Source organism: Phenylobacterium sp., from assembly GCF_046291545.1.
GTDB lineage: Bacteria > Pseudomonadota > Alphaproteobacteria > Caulobacterales > Caulobacteraceae > Phenylobacterium.
In genome coordinates this window covers 37,793-56,399 of record NZ_JBKBSM010000005.1, presented here as the reverse complement: position 1 = coordinate 56,399, position 18,607 = coordinate 37,793, and the positions used below count along the sequence as shown (strand labels likewise).

Annotated in this window: 8 protein-coding genes; 5 read left to right on the top strand and 3 right to left on the bottom strand. The window is 70.2% G+C overall.

Annotated features, from left to right (window positions below):
* Positions 1–43: 43 nt before the first annotated feature.
* Positions 44–763 (top strand): sugar transferase, encoded by a 720-nt coding sequence (locus ACK4YQ_RS12800; RefSeq protein WP_409611802.1) that lies wholly within the window; start codon positions 44–46, stop codon positions 761–763.
* Positions 764–824: 61 nt separating this feature from the next.
* On the opposite strand, the gene ACK4YQ_RS12795 is transcribed toward ACK4YQ_RS12800, so the two are convergent.
* The 3 genes from ACK4YQ_RS12795 to ACK4YQ_RS12785 form a co-directional block, all read right to left on the bottom strand.
* Positions 825–2,456, bottom strand: coding sequence for an FAD-dependent oxidoreductase (locus ACK4YQ_RS12795; RefSeq protein WP_409611801.1), 1,632 nt, complete (start codon positions 2,454–2,456; stop codon positions 825–827).
* Positions 2,457–2,598: 142 nt separating this feature from the next.
* On the bottom strand, positions 2,599–3,678 hold the full coding sequence (locus ACK4YQ_RS12790; RefSeq protein WP_409611800.1) for a glycosyltransferase: 1,080 nt from the start codon (positions 3,676–3,678) through the stop codon (positions 2,599–2,601).
* A 54-nt stretch (positions 3,679–3,732) separates the two neighbouring features.
* On the bottom strand, positions 3,733–4,968 hold the full coding sequence (locus tag ACK4YQ_RS12785; protein ID WP_409611799.1) for a glycosyltransferase family 4 protein: 1,236 nt from the start codon (positions 4,966–4,968) through the stop codon (positions 3,733–3,735).
* A gap of 366 nt (positions 4,969–5,334) precedes the next feature.
* On the opposite strand from ACK4YQ_RS12785, the gene ACK4YQ_RS12780 reads away from it, so the two are divergent.
* The 4 genes from ACK4YQ_RS12780 to ACK4YQ_RS12765 all read left to right on the top strand — a co-directional run bounded on the left by ACK4YQ_RS12780 (position 5,335) and on the right by ACK4YQ_RS12765 (position 18,604).
* Positions 5,335–6,831 (top strand): oligosaccharide flippase family protein, encoded by a 1,497-nt coding sequence (locus tag ACK4YQ_RS12780; RefSeq protein WP_409611798.1) that lies wholly within the window; start codon positions 5,335–5,337, stop codon positions 6,829–6,831.
* A 95-nt stretch (positions 6,832–6,926) separates the two neighbouring features.
* A complete protein-coding gene (locus tag ACK4YQ_RS12775; protein WP_409611797.1) occupies positions 6,927–8,396 on the top strand; it encodes a hypothetical protein in 1,470 nt (489 codons plus the stop codon).
* 327 nt (positions 8,397–8,723) lie between these two features.
* Positions 8,724–10,616 (top strand): amino acid adenylation domain-containing protein, encoded by a 1,893-nt coding sequence (locus tag ACK4YQ_RS12770; RefSeq protein ID WP_409611796.1) that lies wholly within the window; start codon positions 8,724–8,726, stop codon positions 10,614–10,616.
* Positions 10,613–18,604 carry an amino acid adenylation domain-containing protein gene (locus ACK4YQ_RS12765; RefSeq protein ID WP_409611795.1) on the top strand — a complete coding sequence of 2,664 codons (7,992 nt, stop codon included), beginning with the start codon at positions 10,613–10,615 and terminating at the stop codon, positions 18,602–18,604. The genes ACK4YQ_RS12770 and ACK4YQ_RS12765 overlap by 4 nt, the downstream gene beginning before the upstream one ends.
* Positions 18,605–18,607: the final 3 nt, after the last annotated feature.

Below are 18,607 nucleotides of genomic sequence, written 5' to 3'. Positions count from 1 at the left end.
TTGTGTAAGTCCCGGGTCAGGAACGGGATAAGGGGTTCGTGACGTGTATCATATCGATGCGCCTGAAGAGCAGGTGAAGACGCTCAATGGCGAGACCCTCGATCGAATCCGTGCGTTGTTCGCTCCGTCGGGCAGCCATCGGCGCGAGCCGCAGGAAAGCGTGCTGCTGCGTCTGTTGGATCTGGCCGTAGCGGTCGCTGCACTGATCTTCTTCGCGCCGCTCATGGTGCTGGTGGGCCTGGTGGTCTGGTTGCAGGACGGCGGCCCCATCTTCTTCGCCCAGCGTCGAGTGGGCTTCCAGGGGCGCACCTTCCGCTGCCTGAAGTTCCGCACCATGGTGGTGGACGCCGACCGCCGGCTCGAGGAGCTGCTGCGCACCAGTCCTGAGGCCCGCCGCGAGTGGGAAGCCGACCACAAGCTGCGCAAGGACCCGCGCATCACGCCGCTCGGCGAATTCCTGCGCAAGTCGAGCCTGGACGAGCTGCCGCAGCTGTTCAACGTGCTCCGTGGCGAGATGAGCGTGGTCGGCCCGCGTCCGATCACCGACGCCGAAATTTGCCGCTACGGCCGCTGGTTCCGCTACTACCGGGCCGTTCGTCCGGGCATGACCGGCATGTGGCAGGTCAGCGGGCGCAACCACGTGGACTATCGCCGCCGCGTCGCCCTGGACGTGCTCTACGTCCAGCGCCGTTCGCTGGGCTGCAACCTGATGATCCTGCTGCGGACGATCCCGGCGGTCCTGCTGCGCTCCGGCTCCTACTGAACCTCGCCGAACCCCTGGACGGGCCGGCCTCCCCGCGGCGGCCGGCCCGTTCTGATTCGAGTCAGACGCCCATGGGCAGCGTCGTCAGATACGCCGCAAGCTTGTAGGCCAGGGCCACGATGGTCAGCGTCGGGTTGGCCTGACCGGACGTGGGCATCACCGACGACGACGCCACGAACAGGTTTCCGATCCCATGGACCCGGCAATCGGGGTCCACGACGCCCTGTTTCGGATCGAGCGACATGCGGGTGGATCCGATGTGGTGGCCGCCATAGGCGCCGGCCGTCGAGATCTGGTCGAGCAGCTGGTCGTCTGTGGCGTTCAGCCGCCCCGCGCCGGTGCGCTGCAATTCCTCCGACAGCATCCGGTACGCCTGCAGCACGGTCTCGGTGTCCAGCGGGTGGGGGCGCCAGTGCACCCGCAGGCGCGGCATGCCGAAAGCGTCCTTGGCCGTGGAAAGCCCGACGCGGCTGTCCGGATTCGGCGCCTGCTCCCCGTGGAACTCCAGGGCGTAGCAGTTGTTGGCGGCGGGAAAGGCCACCGATGGCGCCCGGCGGCTCTCCAGGAAGCGCTCGCGCACGATCGTCGCCGCTGCGCGGGCCAGCCGTCCCGGCCGCCGCGCCAGGTTCTGCAGATGGCGCGAGGTGCGCCGTTCGGTGCGCGTCACCTCGCGATAGTTTCGGTCGTAGCGCGGCTCGACGACGCTCTTGTAGAGGTGCAGGGCCGAAAGGATCGGATCGCCGTGCGATGGATCGCCTGGGTCCTGCGGCTGCAGCCGGAAGGCCAGGTTCAGAAGCTTCCGCTCGCGTTGGACTTCGGGGCGCAGCAGCAGGCGCCGGCGGAAATAGACGCCCGTGGGGTCGCGGCTGTGGCCGAACGCCACCGCCTGGGCGCCGCCGTTGAAGGTCACCGAGCCGACGATGGCCGCCAGGTGGCACATGTAGCCGCGCCCCAGCCAGCCGCTGTGATTTCCTAGGCCGCCAGCGCGCTCCTGGTCGGAGGCGAGCAGGAGCCGGGTCGTCTCTAGCCCGCCCATCGCCAGCACGAATCGCCGCGCCCTGACGCGCAGCCTGCGGCCGTCCGGCGCGGCGACCTCGATGGCGGCGACCTGCGCGCCGGACTCGTCGAGGCGGATGTTGGTCGCGCTCGCGTTCAGCACCACCTGCAGGTTCCCCGACCGCTTCAGGAGCGGCGCCCAGCGACGGCCGAAGTCTGTCGGTCGGCTGAAGCGCTCCAGCACCGTGCGGAAGCGCCGGCCCTCCAGGTCGCGGATCAGCGGCGTCGGCGCCTCGTAGTCGAAGGCCCCGGCTTCGCAGGCCTCCTGCGCCTGGCGGTAGTAGGGCAGCAGCGTGTCGAGCCCATAGGGCCAGCCGGGGCCGGGCACCCAGGGGCGCTCTTCGAAATCGATGGGGTCGAGCGGCACGCAGCCGCCGCCCCAGGCGCGGCTCGAACCCCCCAGGGCCCTGAGGCGATAGAGGTGGGGTTCAGGATGCGCCGCGTTCCCGCAGACCTCGCCGCGATAGGCGTCGGAAGCCGCGGCCGATTCGCGGAGTCCGCCGGCTTCCAGCACGACGATTCGCACGCCGCTCTCCGCCAGGGCCGCAGCAAGCGTGAGCCCGGCGGCGCCCCCGCCCACGATGCACAGGTCCGCCTCGATCTCGTCGACGCCAATGTCCTTAATGTCGAGCAGCATCGGTCCGTCTGATCGTGCCTAGGGAATGGCGCCGGCAGGGCGTCGAACAAGCGGGAGTGTCTTCGCCGCTGCTGGCAGGAGCAAGACGAAACAACGCTGCGGCGAGCGCGACGGAGAGGCGGCCCGGGCGGCGGGCGAGCGCTCAGGCGCGCTGCACCAGATCCTGGAAAGCGCGGTCGAAATGTTCGGGGGCGAAGCGGGCCGCCGTGGCGCGCGAGGCTTCCTGGTCGAACTCGGGCAGCCATTGCTCGAGTCGCTCCACACCCTCGATCAGCGAATCGACCGTCGGCTCCTGAAAGAACAGGCCGGACACCCCTTCGCTGACCGTGTCCAGCGCGCCGCCCCGGCCATAGGCCAGCACCGGCCGCCCCGAGGCGATGGCCTCCACGGGCACGATGCCGAAGTCCTCCTCGGGGGTGAACACCAGCGCCCGGGCGCGGGCGTAGGCCGCCCGCAGGTCGTCGAACCCCATCCGCTGGACGAAGGTGATGTTGGGACCCGCCTTGCGGCGCAGGTCCGCTTCCATCTCCCCGGCCCCGACCACGAGCAGCGGCAGCTTGAGCCGGTTGAAGGCGTCGACGGCGAGGTCCGGCCGCTTGTAGCTGGTGAGCTGGCCGACCCAGAGATAGCGGTCCTCGACGTCCTCGCGGGGCTTGAAGAGGGAGACGTCGACCGGCGGATGGATCACCTCGGCCTCGCGCCGATAGTACTTTTCGATCCGCTGGCGCACGAAATTCGAGTTCGCCGCGAAGGCGTCCACGCGCGCCGAGGAGGTCACGTCCCAGATGCGCAGTCCGTTGAAGAACAGCCCCATGCCGAGCTTCGCCAGCGCGCCGGCCGAGGCGCCGTATTGGGCGTGATGGTCCCACAGGTAGCGCATCGGCGAGTGGCAGTAGCAGACGTGCTTGCTGGTCGGCGGCGGGATCACCCCCTTCGCCGGGCCCGACTCGCTGCTGATGACGAGGTCGTAGCCGGTCAGGTCGAAGCTCTCCAGCGCCCGCGGCATCAGGGGCAGGTAGCGCTGGTAGAGGCGGGTGGCGAACGGCAGGTCCTGGATGAACGAGGTCACCACCTTGTGGCGCCGGATGACGTCGGACACCGAGCTGGGGTCGTAGACGTGGGTGAAGATGTCCGCCTGGGGGTAGAGCGAAAGCAGCCGCTCAAGGACCCGCTCGCCGCCGCGCATGCCGACGAGCCAATAGTGGATGATCGCGACCCGCATCTAATTCCCTGGTTCCTCGGTGAGCGGGCGCGATAGTGCGCCGCCACCGCTGAACTAGTCGTTGACGGCGCGGCGGACCTCGGTCCCGAGCGCCGCGTCGTACTCGTCGATGATGCGGTCGATCCAGGCCTCGGGAGAGGGCGAGAGGGAGCGGAAGGCGCCCAGCGCCCGGCGGCTCATGTCCTCCGTGCGGACGTCGTCAGCCGCGAGCGCGGCGATGCGGGCGGCGAAGGCCGGCGTATCCAGGGCGTTGAGGCTTTCGCCGCAGCCGTGCCGCACGAGGTCCTCCGCAAGGAAGGCGGTCTCGGCCGCCAGCACCGGCAAGCCGCAGCCCAGGGCTTCGGGAACCGCAAGGCCGAACGGCTCGGGCGATCGGCTCGATAGCAGCAGCGCGCGGGACTCGGCGGCGATCGGCGCCATCTGGGCCTTGGTCATCCAGCCAGCGAAGCGCACGTTGGGATAGGCCGCTTCCAGGTCCCGTCGCATCTCGCCGTCGCCGACCACGGTCAGGTCCACCCCGGCCGCCGTGGCGGCGGCGCAGGCGAGGTCCGGACCCTTTTCGCGCGACAGCCTGCCGACGAAGAGAAACCGCCGGTTGGATGCGGCGTTCACTGGGGCGGCGGCCAGGGGCTCGGACGGGTTGGGCACCGCCGTCAGCCGGTCGTGCGCAAAGCCCGACGCCTCGAACCTGTCGCGCATCCGCTCGTGAATCATCAGCAGCCGCCAGGGCGCGGCCCGGTCCACCAGGCTGTCGAGCACGAAGCCGCGGGTGACTCGCCAGGCCTTGTCGGCGTAGTTGCGCTTGGAACAGGCCGTGGCGATGCAGCGCAGCGTCATCGGCGTCTGGCCGCAGGGCCGCTGGGTGCGGAAGTTGAAGTAGTTGGCGTTCGGGCAGGTCAGGAAGAAGTCGTGGGTGTGGATGAAGACCCGGTCGGCCACCGGCGCGAGCGCCTCGAACACAGACGGGCTCAGCGCCTTGGACCAGGCATGCACGTGGTAGACGACGTCCGGCCCGTCGTTCTCGGCCAGGAAACGGGCCACGTACGACTTGACCCGGGGATTGTAGATGGCCGCGGTCAGCGAGCCGAGCGCGGCGCGCGGATTGACGCGGCCGACCCCGATCGCGCGCACGTCCACCCCCGCCGAGCCGAGGCCGGAGTCGGGGGCGTCGTCACCAGCTATGTAGGTGACCGGAATTCCCCGCGCGACGAGCAGTTGCGACATCAGCACGGAAAGCGTTTCCGCGCCTCCGTCGGCCAGCGCCGTGTCGCCGAGAATCACCACTCGCATTCGCCGAAGCTCTCCGATGGCCGGCGATCACGCGAGGGGCTCGCTTGCGCCGGCGCCAGACGATCTTCCCTAGGCGAGTGCGCGGCGATTGACTATTGTCAGTTGCCTTCAAGATTGAAACATTTTGCGACAGCGGCCGCCGGTTATTCAGCTTATACAACGCTGTGCGATCCTGGCGGAAGGCGCGCTCCGCCCCGCCGCGCCGGTCTTTCAAAGGGGCGGGGGCGGCCGGGGCCGGATCGTCCCGGGGTCCCACGGCCCTCTGCGGGGCTTGCACGGAACTTGCTCGGCGCGCCTCGTGCCGGCACAGGTCCCATCGGGTTCGGGGCCACGCCGGGGCCGCAACACCAGTGAGACTTTAGATTGATGGCGCAGCCTCCCCCGAGACGTTCGGCCGCTGGTCCGACGCTCTACGCGTTCTCCCGCGTGTGGGCCCAGATCGCGGGGGGCGTCCTTTTTCTGGCCACGTCTGTCCGGATCGGCCCGGCTGAGTTCGGGGAGTTCGCGATCGCCACCTCGATCTTCGGCGCCCTGTCGGTCTTCGTCGGCCAGGGGACCTACGAATATGTGATCAAGGCGCGCGAGTCCGACAACGCCGCGCCGACGGTGTTCTTCGTCAATCTCTTGACGGCCTCGCTGGCCTCGGTGCTCGCCATCGTGGTCGGGCTCGCTATCCCGCACATTGTCCACAGCGAGAGCATCGGCCGTATGCTGATGCTGTTGATCCCGGCCTTCTACCTGCTGTCGATGAACACGCTGATGGAAAGCGTGATCATGAAGCATGGGGAGATCAAGAAGGTCGCGGTCGCCAGCCTGGTCACCGAGACGGTGGCCCTGGGCGTGGCGCTCACCGCGCTCATGAGCGGCGCCGGCGTGCTGGCCCTGGTGTTCCAGCGGATTACGCGGGAAGGCGTGATCATGCTCAGCTATGCGGTGACGAGCCGCTGGAGTCCGCGCATCGCCTTCCACTTCGACGAGGCGGCGAAGGCGCTCGCCTTCGCCCGCAACATCATCGCCACGCGCTTCATCGGCCTGGGATCGGTCGCCGCGGTGGACGTGCTGATCGGCGCGGGCCTGGGGACGGCGGACGCCGGTCTCTTCCGCCTGGTGTCGCGCCTCCTGACCATGGCCAGCGACGTCCTGTTCCAGCCGTTCCGCGCCATGATGTGGGTCAGCCTGCCGCCGCTGCAGCATGATCGCGCCGCCTTCGGCCGCACGTCGCTACAATTGCTGGAGGTGTTCGGCGTCGGATTCTTCGCGCTTATGGCCGGCGCGGCCCTGATCGCGGGGCCGGTGTTCCCGCTCGTCTTCGATCCGGAATGGCACAACGCCGCCTCGATCGTCCTGATCCTGGCCGTCGCCCGCCTGGTCGGCATTCCCGCCTATCTCTGCGAGGTGGTGTTCGCGCTGCAGAACCGCACCGGCACCATGGCCGCCACGGCCCTGTTCGGCGCTGTCCTGAGCGCCGCGGCGGCCTTCCTCGTGGCTCCCTACGGACTGCTGCCCCTGGCCTTCTCCATGGTGGCTGTCGCGATCGTGACCCAGATCTACGTGCTACCGGCCGTGGCGCGCTCCAGCGGCATGCCGATCATGGCCTACCTCGGCCTCGTAGGGCGCCTCAGCCTCAACGCGGCCATGATGACGGCCTTCGTCGGTCCGTGGGTCCTGCTGACGCCGCGCATCGGCCTGTCCGGCTGGGCGCTCGTGGCCTCCGCCGTCATGATCGGCGCGGCGGTCTATGCGGTGGCGGCCCGTCGCTTCACGCCCCATGGCTACGGCGCCTACGAGGGCGCAGTGCTCAGCGGCTTCAACCGCCTGCGCCGGTTGCGGGAAGGCCGGCCTTCGGACCAGCCGGAGGGCTAGGCCCGCGGCCAGCGCCGCGTAAAGACACGTAAATCAAATGGCGCCATAAGGTCCGCGCGCTCGCCGGGCGGCGAGCCGCTCGTTTGGGATTTGCCGTGGAACCGACCTATATCGGCGCGATCGTCCTGCTGGCCGGCTTGATCGCCTTCCGGAAGCAGATGACGGTGATGCTGCTCGTCGTCGTGGTGGCGACGATCTTCGGCGCGGCCTCGGCGGTGAATATGACCGCGCTCGGCGGCTCGTCCATCCAGCCCGCCGTCTTCGCCTTGGCGTTCCTGGCCGCCCGCATGGCGGTCTCGCCCGACCTGCTCTCCAACGGCATGGAGCGCTCGCTCAAGGACAGCCTGCTGTTCGGCCTGTTCGCCTTCTACGGCTTTCTGAGCGCCTATGTGTTCCCGCGGCTGTTCTATCACCAGATCGAACTGCCTCCGACCAAGGTGATTTCGGCCGCTGCGTTCGCCGTCGTGCCCCTGGCGCCCTCGTCGCAGAACATCACCCAGTCGACCTACCTGCTCGGCACCTTCTTCGTGGTCCTGGCCACGGCGTTCATCGCCCGCCAGGAGCGCCGCTCGCGCCTGGTGGCCATGACGCTGATCTACCTGGGGATCGCCCACGTGGTGTTCGGGGTGCTCGACGTGGTGTTCGCCACGGCCGGCCTGCCGATCCTGGACGTGGTGCGCAACGCCAACTACTCGATCGTCGACCAGACCTTCGGCGGGCTTCGCCGGATCCAGGGCACCTTCGCCGAGACCTCCAGCTATTCCGCCTACGGCCTGGCGCTCCTGGTCTTCACCACGGAGATGTGGCTGCGGGGGATCGAGGAGCGGCTGACCGGCTGGACCAGCCTGGCCCTGGCGGTGGCCCTGTTCTTCACCACCTCCTCGTCGGCCTACTTCGGGCTGGGCGTCTACGGCCTGATCCTCGGCGCCCGGACGATCTATTTCCCCTCGCCAATGGCGCAGCGGAAGGGCTTCATCCTCGCCTGCTTCGCTCTGATCGCGGCGGTCGCTGTGCTCACTGTCTGCGTGGCCCTGCCGGCGGTGGCCGAACTGTTCAGCCGCATGCTCGCCGAAATGACGATCAACAAGCAGAAGTCCTTCTCGGGGATCCAGCGCGGCTTCTGGGTCGAAAAGGCGTGGGAAGCCTTCACTTTCTCAAAGGGCGTCGGGGTCGGCGTGGGCAGCTTCCGCTCCTCGAGCCTGGTCAGCGCCGTCGCCGGCGCGACGGGCCTGCCCGGCCTCATCGCCTTCGGCCTGTTCCTCTACAAGGTCCTGCCGCTGCACAAGCTGTCGACCTACCAGCTCACGGGCAACCGCACCGAGGCGGTGGGCGCCGCGGCCGGCTGGGCGGCCATCGTCGGCCTGGCGCCGGCCATGGTCTCGGGGGCCAACCCCGACCCTGGCGTGATGTTCGCCTTCCTGGCCGGCTTGGCGATGGCCTGGGCGCCGCGTGGGCAGGCGGCCCTGGCGGCGGCGTCCTCCGCGCCGGCCGGCGCGGCGTCGGCGCGACCGGAACATGCCATGGCGAGCACCTCGCTTGAGGCGCGCTCGCGGCCCGCGGACTAACCGTCCCGGCGTTCGGCCTGGGGGGCGCCGGCGCGCCTTCAAATCCCTGAGCGCCTGTGCGCCGCGCCTTCCACCCAGGGGTGCGGGCGCGCCCGGTAGGACTCGATTCGAAAAAAGTTCAAACGCGCTCTCTTATTGCGCGAACGAGCACCACTCAGAAAGTAATCCGGAGTAACATAGCTCATGTCGCTTGGGGGAGCGGCGCCATAAACCTCGAGAACTTTCCGCCGGTTCCGCCGGCGCGTGTGGTGTGGGACTGTGGAACTGGGACAAGCTTCATCGGGCCAGACGCCTGCTCGCGTCGGCGCCTATCCGCGCGACGCAACCTTGCATGGTCTGTTCGCCGAACATGCGGCCGCCACCCCTCAGAAGGCGGCCGTCGTTTCCGAGACCGGAAACCTGACCTATGCCGAGCTGGATCGCAGGTCCAACGCGCTGGCCCGCCGGCTGCGGGCGCATGGCGTGCAGGCCGGCGACCGCGTCGCCCTGCTGAGCCACCGTGCGCCGGAGGCCATCACGGCCATCCTGGCGGCGCTGAAGCTCGGCGCCTATTTCACGCCGCTCGACCCCGCCTATCCGGCGGACCGCGTGCGGATGATGGTCGAGGACGCGTCGCCGCGTCTCGTGCTCGCCCAGGCCGCGGAACTGCCGCGGCATACGCCGATCGAGGGCTACGCGGGCAGGGTCCTGTCCCTCGAAGGCGAGATCGCCGACGCGGCGCGGCTGGAGGACGGCGGAGCGCTGCCGCCGGCCGGCGTCGCGGGCGACCCGGCCTATCTGATCTTCACCTCCGGCTCGACGGGCCGGCCCAAGGGTGTGCTCGGCGCCCACCGCGGCGTCGTCCGGGCCGTCTGGCGCAACGCCCTGGCCGGCTTCGACGCCGACTGCGTCACGCTGCACGTGACCGCGCCCTCGTTCGATCCCAGCCAGCTTGAGATCTGGGGGGCGCTGGCCAACGGCGGAACCATCGCCATCCTGCCCGATCCGACCCCCGCCCTGGATCGCATCGCCTGGGCGATCGGTCACTACGGCGCCACCTGGACGTCGCTGACCACGGGCATCTTCCACCTGATGGTCGACCACAAGCTCGAGGCCCTGGCGCCGCTGAGGTGCGTCTTCGCCGGCGGCGACGTGCTGTCGCCGCCGCACGCCAACAAGGCCGTGGCCGCCCTGCCGACGACCCGCGTGGTGAACGCCTACGGACCGACCGAGAACGGCATCGTCACCGCCTGGTTCGAGGTGCCCCGCGAAGGATGGACCGGGGGCTCGATCCCGATCGGCTATGAGGTTCCGGACACGCGGGTCTATGTCCTGGACGAGGACCTGCGGCCGGTGGCCGAGGGCGAGGTGGGGCAGCTGTGCACCGGGGGCGATGGTCTCGCCGTCGGCTACTTCGGCCGGCCCGACCTGACCGCCGAGAGGTTCGTGCGCGATCCCTTCAGCGACGACGCCGATGCGCGGATGTACCTGACCGGGGACCTCGTCCGCCGCCGGCCCGACGGCGCCATAGAGTTCGTCGGGCGAAACGACCGGCAGGTGAAGATCAACAACAAGCGGGTCGAGCTCGACGAGATCGAGAACATCATCCGCGACGATCCGCGCCTGGCGGACGCCATCGTGGTCCTGCGGGAGGACGAGCCCGGCGCGCCGCGCCTGGCGGCCTATCTGAAGCCCAACGCGCCGCTGGAGGCCGCCGACCGGCCGGCCTTCGTCGAGGCGGTGGCGGAGAGCCTGCGCCAGACCCTGCCGACGCACATGCAGCCGGCCGATCTGATGGTGATGGACGCCTTCCCGCTGACCGAGGCGGGCAAGGTCGACCGCAAGGCCCTGCCGCGCCCGCCGTCCCGGGCCGGCGCCCCAAAAAAGGACACCGCCTCGGGCGCGGCGGCCGTTTCCGAGACGGAACGGGTGATCGCGGAAATCTGGAGCGATGTCCTGAAGTTGCCCGCCGTCGGCGTCGACGAGAACTTCTTCGACCTGGGCGGCACGTCCATGCAGCTTGTGCGCGTCCACGCCCAGATCCAGGGCCGACTGGGCTCGGACGTGACGCTCGTGACCCTTTTCGAGCGCCCCAAGATCCGTGAACTGGCCGCCTATCTGAACGCCGGCGGCCGCGACGCCGAGCCGGGCACGGGAGTTGCTAGCGGCCGGGAAAAGGCGGACCGGCGCAGCGAAGCGCTGGCGCGTGCACGGAACATGAGGGCGCGAGCGGGGCGATGAGCAAGGACGACGTCTACGAAGAGCTGAACGCCCCCGACGCCATCGCCGTTGTGGGCATGGCCGGCCGGTTCCCGGGCGCGGAAGGCGTCGACGCCCTCTGGCGCAACGTGCGCGCCGGAAAGGTCTCGATCTCCCGCTTCAGCGACGAGGAACTGGAAGACGACTTCAGCCCTGAGGTCCGGGCGTCGAAGGAATACGTCAAGGCGCGTTCGGTGCTGGAGAACGCCGACAAGTTCGACGCCGCCTTCTTCGGCATGTACCCGCGCGAGGCGGCGCTGACCGACCCTCAGCACCGGCTCTTCCTGGAGACGTCCTGGCAGGTCCTGGAGGACGCCGGCTACGACCCGGCCGCCTACCAGGGCTCGATCGGCGTGTTCGCCGGGGCCAGCATGAGCACCTACTTCCTGCGCAACGTCGTGTCCGATCGCGAGGCGGTGCTCAACTTCACGAGCAACAACCAGGTCGGGTCCTACGCCGAGGCCCTCGGCGCCATGCCCGACTTCCTGTCGACGCGCGTGGCCTACAAGCTCGACCTGCGCGGTCCGGCGATCAACGTTTCAACCGCCTGCTCCACCTCGCTGCTGGCCATCGCCCAGGCGGTGCAGAGCCTGCAGCTCTATCAGAGTGACATGGCCATCGCCGGCGGCGTTTCCGTCACCCTGCCGCAGAAGCGGGGCTACCTGGCCCAGGACGGCGGTCTGGCTTCGCGCGACGGCACGTGCCGGCCGTTCGACGCCGAGGCCTGCGGCACCGTCTTCGGCTCCGGCGTCGGCGCCGTGCTGCTGAAGCGCCTGGAAGACGCCATCGCCGACGGCGACCACATCTATGCGGTGATCCGCGGCGTCGGCGTGAACAACGACGGGGGCGATAAGGTGGGCTTCACCGCGCCCAGCGTCCGCGGCCAGGCTTCCGCCATCAGCCAGGCCTTCCTCGCCGCCGACGTGGATCCGGCCACGGTGGGCTTCGTCGAGTGCCATGGCACGGCGACCCCCCTGGGTGATCCGATCGAGTTCGAGGGCCTGATGCGCGCCTTCGAGCCGGACCCGCAGGCCCGCGGCGTGACGGCCCTGGGCTCGATCAAGGCCAACGTCGGCCACCTGGACGCCGCCGCCGGCGTGACCAGCTTCATCAAGGCCGTCCTGTGCCTGGACCGCGAAGAGATTCCGCCGCTCACCAACTACAAGGCGCCCAATCCCCGGATCGACCTGGCGAACAGCCCCTTCTATGCGCCGCTGGAGCCCAAGCCCTGGCCTGCGGAAGGCGGCGTGCGTCGGGCGGGCGTCAGCTCCTTCGGCGTGGGCGGCACCAACGTTCACATCCTGCTGGAGGAGGCGCCGCGCGCCTATCGCCAGTCCATGGCGCAGGGGGAGGGTACGCACATCCTGCCGCTGTCCGCCCGCTCCGAAGAGGCGCTCAAGCGCGCCCGCCTGCAACTGGCCGACTACCTGGAAGCCGACTCCGCGACGCCGATCGCCGACGTCGCCTTCACCCTGCAGGAAGGCCGGCGCGCCTTCGCCAGGCGGGCCGCCGTGGCGGGACGCGACCGCGAGGAGCTGATCGCGCGCCTGCGGGGCGACGTACGCGCTGAAACTGCGGCCAACGATCCGCCGCGGGTGGTCTTCATGTTCCCGGGGCAGGGGGCCCAGTACCCGGACATGGGCCGCGGGCTCTACGACAGCGAGCCTCTGTTCCGTAAGCTCGTCGATCAGGGCGCCGAGATCCTGAAGGGCCCGCTCGGCCTCGACATCCGCGAGATCCTCTATGGCGAGGCGCGGGGCGATGCGGCCAATCATCCGATCCGCGAGACCCGCTTCACCCAGCCGGCGCTGTTCCTGATCGAGTACGCCGCCGCGCGCCTTTGGATGTCCCGCGGCGTCGAGCCTGACGGGATGATCGGCCACAGCGTGGGCGAGTTCGTCGCCGCCTGCCTGGCCGACGTCATGTCCTTCCCGGACGCGCTGCGCCTGATCGCCCTGCGCGGCCGCCTCATGCAGGAACGCCCCGCCGGCGCCATGCTGTCCGTCCGCCTGTCCGAGGCCGAGGTGCGGGCGCAACTGCCCGAAGGGCTCGACATCGCGGCGGTCAATGCGCCGAACCTTAGCGTCGTGGCCGGGCCGCACGAGGGCGTCGAAGCCTTCGCCGCTGCGCTTGAAGCCAAGGGAACCGCCAGCCGCAAGCTGGTCACCTCCCACGCCTTCCATTCGGCGATGATGGACGCGGCCGTCGCGCCTTTCGCGGCCGAGCTGGCCGCCGTGCGGCTCAACCCGCCCAGCCGCCGCTTCGCCTCGTGCGTGACGGGCAACTGGATCACCGAGGCCGAGGCGACTGATCCTCAGTACTGGGCGCGCCACCTTCGCGCCTGCGTCCGCTTCGGCGAGGGCCTGGCCACCGTGGCCGCCGGCGATCCGCCGGTGCTGATCGAGTGCGGCCCGGGACGCACCCTGGCGACCTTCGCCGCCCAGGGCCTGGCCCGCGGCGCGACCGCCGCGGTGGTGGCCAGCCTGCCCGACCACGAGCGGGCGACCCCCGACGAGATCGTGTTCGGCGAAGGCGTGGGCCGCCTCTGGTCCGTCGGCGCCCTCGCCGACTGGGCGCCCAGCCGCAAGGTGGAGGGGCGGCGTACGTCCCTGCCCACCTATCCCTTCGAACGCGAAAGCCACTGGATCGAGGCGCCCAAGGCGTCCGCCGAGGCCGCCGCTCCCATCGCCGTCGCCGCCCAGGCCCAGCCTGCGGCCGCCGTGGTTCCCGTTGTCAGAGAAGCTGTAATGACCGTGGATAGAAAGCCTGCGCTGTGCGGCGACATCGTCGCCATTCTCGAAGACCTTTCGGGCGAGACCGTCGCGCCGGAGGACTTCGGGGCGACCTTCATCGAACTCGGCTTCGACTCGCTGTTCCTCGGACAGGTCGCCCAGAAGCTGCAGGGCAAATACGGCATCCAGATCACCTTCCGCCAGCTGCTCGGGGACATCCCTTCCATCGACGCCCTGGCGGCGCACCTGGACCAGACGCTGCCGGCCGAGGCCGCGCCCGCGGCGGCCCCCGCGCCGGTCGCCGCCGCCCAGCCTGCGGCCGCCGCCGCGCCCGCCCCTGTGGTGGCCTTCTCGCCCGCGCCCGCGGCCCCGATCGCCCCGGCGGGCGACGTGACTTCGCTGTTCCACGCCCAGGCCCTGGCGATGCAGCAGCTCTTCACCAGCCAGATCGCCGCCCTGCAGGGCGGGGTCGCCGCCACGCCCGCCGCGCCCGCCGCCGCGCCCGCCGCCCCGGCCGCCGCGCCGCCGGTGCCGGTCGCCGTGCTGCGTCCGGCCCCGGACGCCGGTCCGCCGCCGCTGAAGCTGGCGCCCGGGACCGAGGAGGAAGAGACCGGCGGCCGCTTCAAGGTCTACCGCTCGGGGGCCGGCGCGCAGCGCGCCGAACTCTCCAACGCCCAGGCCGCGTTCATCGCCGACGTCGTCAAGGCCTACAACGACAAGACTCCGGGCTCGAAGGCCTATACGGCCGCCAACCGCCCGGTGCTGGCCGACCCGCGCGCCGCCAACGGCTTCCGCCAGGAGTGGAAGGACCTCGTCTATCCGCTGGTGGTCGAGCGCGCCAAGGGCTCCAAGCTCTGGGACGTGGACGGCAACGAGTACGTCGACCTCGTCAACGGCTTCGGCCAGACCGCCTTCGGCCACAGCCCGGACTTCGTGGTCGAGGCGGTCGAGGCGCAGCTCAAGCTCGGCTTCCCGATCGGGCCGCAGTCTCCGCTGGCCGGCGAGACGGCCAAGCTGATCGCCGACATGGTCGGCATGGAGCGGGTCACCTTCTGCAACACCGGCTCCGAGGCGGTGATGGCCGCCATGCGCGTCGCCCGCACGGTCACCGGCAAGTCGCGGATCGTCTGCTTCAATAACGACTACCACGGCCAGTTCGACGAAGTGCTGGTGCGCGCCGGGGGCAAGGCCTCGACCCGCGCCCTGCCGGTGGCCCCGGGCATTCCCAACGAAGCCGTCTCCAACATGGTGGTGCTGCCCTACGGCCGGCCCGAAAGCCTGGAGTGGGTGCGCGAGAACGCCAAGGACCTGGCCGCGGTCATCGTCGAGCCGATCCAGAGCCGCCATCCGGAGCTGCGCCCGGTCGAGTTCCTGAAGGGGCTGCGCGAGATCACCGCCAAGGAAGGCGTCGCCTTCGTGTTCGACGAGGTGGTCACCGGCTTCCGTGTCCATCCGGGCGGCGTGCAGCACGTGTTCGGCATCAAGGCCGACCTCGCCACCTACGGCAAGGTGCTGGGCGGCGGCATGCCCGTGGGCATCCTGGCCGGCTCGGCGCGCTTCATGGACGCCCTGGACGGCGGCCAGTGGAGCTTCGGCGACGACTCCGTCCCCGAAGTCGCCCCGACGTTCTTCGCCGGCACCTTCGTGCGCCACCCGCTGGTGCTGGCGGCGGTCCGCGCCTGCCTGCGCCACATGAACGAGCACGGGCCGGCGCTCCAGGAAACCCTCGCCCGGCGCACCGCCGCACTGGTGGAACGGCTCAACGCCGACTTCGCCCGGCGCGGCCTGAAGTCCCGCGCCGAGACCTATTCGAGCTGGTTCATCCTGAACTTCGGCGACGAGGACCGCCTGGGGTCGCTGTTCTACGCCTACGCCCGCCTCAACGGCGTGCATGTGCTGGAAGGCTTCCCCTGCTTCCTGACCACGGCCCATTCGGACGCCGACATCGACAGGATCTACAAGGTCTTCACCGACGCCCTGGACGCCCTGCAGGGCGTGGGCATCCTGCCGCCGGTGTCCGCGCCCGACGCGCTCGCCGCGAGCGCGCCCGCCGCGACGGCCGCCGGCCTGGCTGAAGCGCCGCTCACCGAGCCGCAGACCGAGATCTGGATGGCCGCCCAGATGGGGGAGGGGGCGTCCTGCGCCTTCAACGAGTCCCTCAGCCTTCGGCTTGAGGGGGCGCTGGACGAAGCCGCCCTCAAGGGGGCGCTGAACGACGTGGTCGCGCGCCACGACATCCTGCGCGCCACCTTCGCCCGCACCGGCGAGAAGATGGTCTTCGCTCCGCAGCTCTCGATCGACCTGCCGGTCCATGACCTCTCCGGCGAGGCCGATCCCCAGGCCTCCCTGGCGGACTTCCTGCAACTGGACGCCTGCACGCCCTTCGACCTCGTCGACGGCCCGCTGGTGCGCGCGGCCCTGGTGCGGCTGGGCCCCACGTCCGCCCAGCTCGTCCTGACGGGCCACCACATCGTGTGCGACGGCTGGACGCTGAACATCATCGTCGAGGATCTCGCGGCGTTCTACAGCGCCCGGGTCGAGGGCCGCACGGCCAGCCTGCCGGCGACGCTGCCCTATTCGCGCTATGCGGCGGACAAGGCGGCCAAGGCTGGCGGCGCCCCCGAGGTCGAGGCCTACTGGCTCAAGCTCCACGAGACCCCCGCGCCGCTGGCCGAGCTTCCCACCGACCGTCCGCGCCCGGCGCAGAAGACGTTCCGCGGCGCCACGTACGTCGACCGCATCGACGCCGATCTCTACCGGGCGGTGAAGAAGGCCGGCGGCAAGCAGGGCGCGACCCTGTTCTCCACGCTCTTCGCCACCCTGCAGGTGCTGTTCGGCCGGCTCTCGGGCCAGGAGGACATCGTGCTGGCGGTGCCGACGGCCGGCCAGAGCCTTCTGGGCGACCAGGTGCTCGCGGGTCACGCGGTGAACTTCCTGCCCCTGCGCGCGCCCTTTGACCCGGCCGCGCCCTTCGCCAGCCATCTCAAGGCGGTCCAGGCCCACACCCTGGAAGCCTTCGACCGCCAGGACTTCACCTTCGGCACCCTGGTGCGCAAGCTCGGCCTGCGCCGCGATCCCAACCGACTGCCGCTCACCGAGATCCAGTTCAACCTGGAGAAGCTGAGCGACGGCGTGAAGTTCGCCGGCCTGGACGCGCGGCTGACGCCGAACCCCAAGGCCTTCACCAACTTCGACATCTTCTTCAACGTGATCGAGTCGAAGGACGGCCTGCGCCTGGAGCTCGACTACGCCACCGACCTCTTCGACGAAGAGACCATCGCCCGCTGGGTCGGCCACTTCCGCACCCTGCTCGCTGCGATCGCCGAGGACTCCTCGGCCGCGATCCGCGACCTGCCGCTGCTGGACGCCGCACAGCGCCAGTGGCTGCTGCACGGCCTGAACGAGACGGCCTTCGCCTATCCCAAGGACCGCTTCCTGCACGAGCTGATCGCCGAGCAGGCGGCCCGCACGCCGCGCAAGGTCGCGGCGGCCTTCGACAACGTCGAGATCACTTACGCTTCGCTGGACGCCTCCTCGAACCGGCTGGCGCAGCATCTGCGCGGCCTGGCGCCGACGCCGGGCGCACGGGTGGCCGTGGCGGTCGAGCGCTCGCTCGACATGCTGACCGCCCTGATCGCGGTGATGAAGGCGGGCCTGGCCTATGTGCCCGTCGACCCGACCCAGCCGGCCGCGCGCCTGACCCAGGTGCTCGAAGCCGCCAAGGTCTCGGCCGTCATCTGCAGCGATGACGCCATGGCCGCCCTGGCCCCGGCCGGCGCGCAGGTGGTGCATCTGGAAAAGGACGCCGCGGCCATCGCCAAGCTGGACGCCACGGCGCCGTCCCCGCTGGCCCGCGACACCGAGGCGGCCGCCTATGTGATCTTCACCTCCGGCTCCACCGGCACGCCCAAGGGCGTGGAGGTGTCGCACCGGGCGCTGGTGAACTTCCTGTCGACCATGGCGCAGACGCCCGGCTTCACCGCCGACGACGTGGTGATGGCGGTGACGACCATCTCCTTCGACATCGCTGGGCTCGAGCTGTTCCTGCCGCTGATCCGCGGCGGCAAGGTGGTGATCTGCGCCCGCGACGAGGTGCGCGACGGCTTCGCACTGGTGCAGAAGATCGAGGCGGCCAACGCCACCATGATCCAGGCCACGCCCTCCCTGTGGCGCATCCTGCTGGAGGCCGGCTTCATGGCCCGTCCCGGCCAGAAGATGCTCTGCGGCGGCGAGGCGCTGCCGCGGGACCTGGCCGACGCCCTGATCGCCACCGGCGGCGACCTCTGGAACGTCTACGGCCCGACCGAGACCACGATCTGGTCGTCCGCCGGCCGCGTGGCCCCTGAAGGCCCGGTGACCATCGGCGAGCCGATCGGCAACACCCAGCTCTACGTCGTCGACAAGTCCGACCGCCTGGCTGCGCCCGGCATCACCGGCGAGTTGCTGATCGGCGGCGACGGCCTGGCCAACGGCTACTTCGACCGACCCGACCTCACCTCGGCGGCGTTCGTCACCCTGGAACTGGAGGCCGGCGTTCCGCAGCGCCTCTACCGCACCGGCGACATGGCCCGTCGCCTCGCCGACGGCCGCATCCAGCATCTGGGTCGTCGCGACCACCAGGTGAAGGTGCGCGGCTTCCGCATCGAGCTGGAAGAGGTCGAGACCATGCTGCGCCGCCAGCCCGGCGTGGCCGAGGCCGCCGCGGCGGTCCACCAGGGCCCGGACGGCACCGGCCGGCTGGTCGGCTACTATGTTCCCGCCGGCGGCGCGGCCAACCCCGCGAGCCTGGCCGATGGCCTCTCCGGCGCCCTGCCGGAGTACATGGTGCCGACCCTGTGGGTGAAGCTGGACGCGCTCCCGCTCACCCAGAACGGCAAGCTCGACCGCAAGGCCTTGCCGGCGCCCGACGTCGCGGCCGCTGACGCCGCCCGCGAGATCGTGGCCCCGCGCAACGCCTTCGAAGAACAGCTTGCGGCCATCTGGCGAGACGTGCTCAAGGTCGAAGCCGTCGGCATACACGACAACATCTTCGCCCTGGGCGCGGACTCCCTGCACGTCTTCCGCATCGCTGCGCGGATGATCCAGCAGGGGCTGGGCTTCGAGGCGAAGGACCTGCTCAAGCATCCGACCATCGCCGAGCTGAGCGCGGTCAAGGATTCGGGCCAGGCCGGTTCGCCGCTCGCGTCAGGCCCGTCCCTGCGGGACTTCCGCGGCGGCGCGAGGCGGCAAAGAGGGTGAATA

Coding starts and splice junctions, on each gene's coding strand:
- ACK4YQ_RS12780 (WP_409611798.1), top strand. CDS start 5,335: ATGGCGCAGCCTCCCCCGAGACGTTCGGCCGCTGGTCCGACGCTCTAC.
- ACK4YQ_RS12795 (WP_409611801.1), bottom strand. CDS start 2,456: ATGCTGCTCGACATTAAGGACATTGGCGTCGACGAGATCGAGGCGGAC.
- ACK4YQ_RS12785 (WP_409611799.1), bottom strand. CDS start 4,968: ATGCGAGTGGTGATTCTCGGCGACACGGCGCTGGCCGACGGAGGCGCG.
- ACK4YQ_RS12765 (WP_409611795.1), top strand. CDS start 10,613: ATGAGCAAGGACGACGTCTACGAAGAGCTGAACGCCCCCGACGCCATC.
- ACK4YQ_RS12790 (WP_409611800.1), bottom strand. CDS start 3,678: ATGCGGGTCGCGATCATCCACTATTGGCTCGTCGGCATGCGCGGCGGC.